Origin of the sequence: Rhizobium sp. SEMIA 4085 (genome assembly GCF_013004495.1) — a bacterium.
GTDB lineage: Bacteria > Pseudomonadota > Alphaproteobacteria > Rhizobiales > Rhizobiaceae > Rhizobium > Rhizobium gallicum.
Genome location: NZ_JABEPH010000539.1, coordinates 1 through 2840 on the forward strand (window position 1 = coordinate 1; position 2840 = coordinate 2840).

At 59.8% G+C, this 2840-nt stretch carries 4 protein-coding genes; 2 read left to right on the plus strand and 2 right to left on the minus strand.

Features of this window, described 5'->3' with window-relative positions; translation table 11 throughout:
- Positions 1–573: tetratricopeptide repeat protein (locus C9413_RS30570; RefSeq protein ID WP_170251361.1), on the minus strand; the 573-nt coding region annotated here is incomplete at its 3' end.
- A 132-nt stretch (positions 574–705) separates the two neighbouring features.
- Positions 706–1722, minus strand: coding sequence for a polyprenyl synthetase family protein (locus tag C9413_RS30575; RefSeq protein WP_039844143.1), 1017 nt, complete (start codon positions 1720–1722; stop codon positions 706–708).
- A gap of 108 nt (positions 1723–1830) precedes the next feature.
- Between C9413_RS30575 and C9413_RS30580 the strand changes: the two genes are divergently transcribed.
- Together C9413_RS30580 and C9413_RS30585 are read left to right on the plus strand one after the other, a co-directional pair.
- The gene (locus C9413_RS30580; protein WP_028739850.1) at positions 1831–2058 is read left to right on the plus strand and encodes a DUF2007 domain-containing protein; all 228 of its coding nucleotides are present in this window, start codon (positions 1831–1833) and stop codon (positions 2056–2058) included.
- A gap of 7 nt (positions 2059–2065) precedes the next feature.
- On the plus strand, positions 2066–2840 hold a 775-nt coding region (locus tag C9413_RS30585; protein WP_246703896.1), incomplete at its 3' end, for a methyltransferase.

Below are 2840 nucleotides of genomic sequence, written 5' to 3' on the forward strand. Positions count from 1 at the left end.
GTTCTGGAATATGCCGAACCATTCCGGGCCCTTCATCTTCTCGACCATCGAAAGAGCTTCCTTGTTGCGGCCGGCGCCGGCGCGCGCCCAGGCGAGCAAAAGGTCGTTCATCATGCGGTCGAGGTCGTTCGGGCCGTCATATTTAAGGATCGCTTCAGCGCTCTTGAACTCGCCGCGGCGCATCGCGTCCATGCTGCGCACGACGGTGGTGATGCGCTCGACGGAAGGATCCTTCTTCAGGTCGTTGGCATATTTCACGCCATCTTCGATATTGCCGTTCAAAAGCAGCGAGATCATCAGGCGCTGGCGGATCTCCGGGTTGCCAGGCTCGATCTGGAGGGCCTTCTTGTAGAGCTCGATCGCCGTCTTGTAGTCATGATCGACATCGGCCGTGCGGGCAGCAAGAAATGCGCCTGCAAAAGTACCGACCGTATCCGGGTCGAAGATCACGTTCTTGCTGGCATCGTCCGTCTTGGTCGCCTCTTCGGCATTCACGCCGCCAAGCGCGCCGAGCGAAATGACCGCTGCAAGGGCTACGCTCGAAAGAAGACGGATGGCATATCTCTGCCGCATTAGAAAACCTTTCATCAGGGCAGCCGATTTATCCGGCCGGCTGCGAAATCAGTTGAAAAGACTGATTCACAATAGGATGGCTTTTTTGAAGCGGCCCTGCAAGAAAATCAGCCCGCGATCAAGGACCTTTGATCAGTTGACCCGCTCGATGCAGAAATCGATCACTTCCATGAGGGCCGATTTCCAGGCCGTTTCGGGGAGCGGCGCCAGCGCGTCGCGGGCGATCGTGCCGTAATGAACGGCCCGCGAGATCGTGTCGTTCAGCGTGCCGTATTTGGTGATCAGGCCGAGAGCCTTTTCCAGGTTGGCATCAGTGCTGTTGCCGCCTTCGATCGCATCACGCCAGAAGGCGCGCTCGTCCTGTGTTCCGCGGCGATAGGCGAGGATGACGGGAAGGGTGATCTTGCCTTCGCGGAAGTCGTCGCCGACATTCTTGCCGAGGTCCGCAGCCTTGCCGCCGTAATCCAGCGCGTCATCGACAAGCTGGAAGGCGAGGCCGAGATTCATGCCGTAGGATTTCAGCGCATTGCGGCCTGATTTGCCGGCGTCTGCGACGATCGGGCCGACTTCGGCAGCAGCGGCAAAGAGTGCTGCCGTCTTGGCCCGGATAACGGAAAGATAGTCGTCCTCCGTCGTCTCCATGTTCTTGGCGACCGAAAGCTGCAGCACTTCCCCTTCGGCAATGACGCAGGCGGCGGACGAAAGGACATCGAGCGCATCGAGTGAGCCGACATCCACCATCATGCGGAAGGCCTGGCCAAGCAGGAAATCGCCAACGAGAACGCTCGCCTGGTTGCCCCAGATCGTGCGCGCCGTTGATTTGCCGCGGCGCAGATTGCTTTCGTCGACGACGTCGTCATGCAGCAGCGTTGCCGTGTGCATGAACTCGACGCTGGTCGCGAGCTTGACATGGTTTTCGCCTCGATAGTCGAAGAGACAGGCCGATGCGAGCGTCAGCATCGGGCGCAGGCGCTTGCCGCCGGAAGAGATCAGGTGATTTGCGACCTCCGGGATCATCTGCACGTCGGAACCGGCCTTCGAAAGAATAAGCTGGTTGACCCGCTCCATGTCCGCCCGTGTCAAATCGACCAGCGGCTTGACGGATGCCAGTTTGTTTTTGCTTTCTTCAAGCGGTATGACCACGCCCAACGACCCGGACTCCTGTTCATTCTTTGGAATTGACAATAGAAAGGGGCGATTGAAGCGGCAAGGGGTGAATTGTCGCGCAACACAGAATTGAAAGGGAATTGACCGCAAATGCATGAACTTATCCGCGCAAATGACCCTGTTCTATTGTCCTATGCGCAGAGTCTTCTGAAGGATGCGGGAATTCACTGCTTTGTCGCCGATCAGGATATGAGCATTCTCGAGGGGTCGCTCGGCATGCTGCCGCGCCGTCTGCTCGTCGAGGAGGAGCGAGCCGATCAGGCCCGCCGCATCCTCACGGATGCCGGTCTCGCCGGCGAATTGCGTATCGCGAAATAATGTGGCCATGAACGGCGCTTCCGACACGATCGATGCCTTCCATCGCGGCAGCTTTTACATCGTCCAGCCGAAGGGCAGGGGGCACCGTTCGGGCATGGATGCCATGCTGCTCGCAGCACTCGTTGCCGATGACCGTGCGATCAAGGTTGCCGATCTTGGCGCCGGCGCCGGTGCCGCCGGACTGGCCGTGGTCTGCCGGCTGCAGAAGGCGCAGGCCGTGCTTTTCGAACGCTCTGCGGAAATGGCCGATTATGCCCGCCGAAGCATTGCGTTGCCGGAAAATGCCCATGTGGCGGGCCGCGTTTCGGTCGTCGAGGCGGATGTGACGCTCACGGCAAGGGCGCGCAACGACGCGGGCCTTGCCGACGAAGTCTTCCATCATGTCATCATGAACCCGCCTTTCAACGACGCGGCTGACCGGCGAACGCCCGATGCGCTGAAGGCTGAAGCGCATGCGATGACGGATGGTCTTTTCGAAAGATGGATTCGTACCGCCGGCGCGATCATGATCCCCGGCGGGCAATTGTCGCTGATTGCGCGGCCCGAATCCATCGCCGACATCATCACCGGCTGCGGCAGGCGCTTCGGCGGCATCGAGATTACCCCCATCCATCCGCGCAAAGGTGAGAATGCCGTCCGCATCCTGGTGACGGCGATCAAGGGGTCGCGGGCGCGCCTTTCATTGCGCGCACCCCTTATCATGCACGAAGAAGGAACGCATAAGTTCTCCCCCTTCGTCGACGATCTGAACAATGGCCGCTCGGCCTATGCAAGGCTTAGCC

Excerpts from the sequence above, each read along its gene's own strand:
- C9413_RS30580 (WP_028739850.1), top strand. The coding sequence starts at position 1,831 with ATGCATGAACTTATCCGCGCAAATGACCCTGTTCTATTGTCCTATGCG.